2 protein-coding genes are annotated in these 1,407 nt (G+C 67.1%); both read left to right on the top strand.

The features are described from left to right. Positions 1-1,014, top strand: a 1,014-nt coding sequence (locus AB0883_RS30770) for a beta-ketoacyl reductase (protein WP_366644772.1), incomplete at its 5' end; no start/stop codon positions are given. Next, the coding region (locus AB0883_RS30765; protein WP_366644771.1) for a beta-ketoacyl synthase N-terminal-like domain-containing protein at positions 1,011-1,407 on the top strand (397 nt) is incomplete at its 3' end. The genes AB0883_RS30770 and AB0883_RS30765, both read left to right, overlap by 4 nt.

Here is a 1,407-nt window from a genome sequence, read left to right as displayed (position 1 = left end):
CAGACGGTACTGCGGGCCAAGGCCGACGCGGCGTGGTGGCTACACGAACTGACCCAGGATTCGGATCTCGCGTTGTTCGTGGTGTATTCCTCGGCGGCGGCCACCCTCGGGTCACCGGGACAGGGCAACTACGCCGCGGCGAACGCGGTCCTGGACGCCCTGGCACTACGGCGGCAGAGCGCGGGTCTGGTCGGGCAGTCGCTGGCGTGGGGACTGTGGGCCCCACAGTCAGCGATGACCGGGCATCTCGACGAGGTCGACCTGGACCGGATGCGACGCAACGGCATCCTTGCCATGTCCCCTGAGCAGGGCCTGGCGTTGTTCGACGCGGCAGTACGTACTGACCAGCCGCAACTCGTGCCGATCCGGCTGGACACGGCCGCGCTGCGTCGAGCCGGGGCCGGTAGCGTGCCGCCGCTGTGGCGGGTGTTGGCTGGTGGCTCGACCCGCCGGACGGCGACCACAACCGACACGCGAGTGGACCTGGCCACCAGGCTGGCCGCTATGGGAGTCGAGGAACGCCAGCGGACAGTCCTGGAACTGGTACGGACACAGGCCGCCGTCGTGCTCGGCCATGCCGACCCAGCGACGATTGATCCGGACAGCGCATTCCGCGAGCTCGGCTTCGACTCGCTGACCGCGGTGGAACTACGTAACCGACTGGCCACCGCGACCGGCCTGTCGCTGCCGGCCACGCTGGTCTTCGACTACCCCACCCCCGCCGAACTCAGCCGCGAGCTGTGGACGCGAGTTGTGCCAGAGGAGAAGACCCCCGCAAATGCTCTGCAGTCCGACTTGGACCGGATCGAGCAGGCTATACGCACGTTGGCCCCGGGAGATGGCAGAGATCCAACGAAGCTGGCAGACCGCCTACGTGAGCTGGTGCGCAGGCTCGAGGCCCAGACGGGCGGCGACGGGGCAATCCCGGTGATCGACACCTATGCGGCCTCCGATGACGAGCTGTTCGACGTTCTCGACAAGATCGCAAGCTCCGAGGGAGGGCGAACGGCGTGAGCAACGATGAGAAGCTGCGGACATATCTGCGACAGGCCACGGACAACCTGCTGGAGACCCGGCGACGCCTGCACGAGATTCAGGAGCGGGCGACTGAGCCCATCGCCGTGGTCTCGATGGCCTGCCGGTTCTCGGCCGGCATAGATACCCCGGAACAGCTCTGGGATCTCATTGCCGCGGGTGGCGACGCCATCGGGCCATGGCCGATGGATCGGGGTTGGGATGTCGAGTCGTTGTATGACCCGGATTCGGGGCGGTCGGGGACCAGTTATGTCCGGGAGGGTGGGTTCCTGACTGATGCGGCGTTGTTCGACGCGGGGTTCTTCGGGATCAGTCCGCGGGAGGCTGTGGCGATGGATCCGCAGCAGCGGCTGTTGTTGGAGGTTTCCTGGG

This window comes from Micromonospora sp. NPDC047812 (genome assembly GCF_040704175.1).
Taxonomy (GTDB): domain Bacteria; phylum Actinomycetota; class Actinomycetes; order Mycobacteriales; family Micromonosporaceae; genus Micromonospora.
This window is presented reverse-complemented; position numbering and strand designations above follow the sequence as displayed.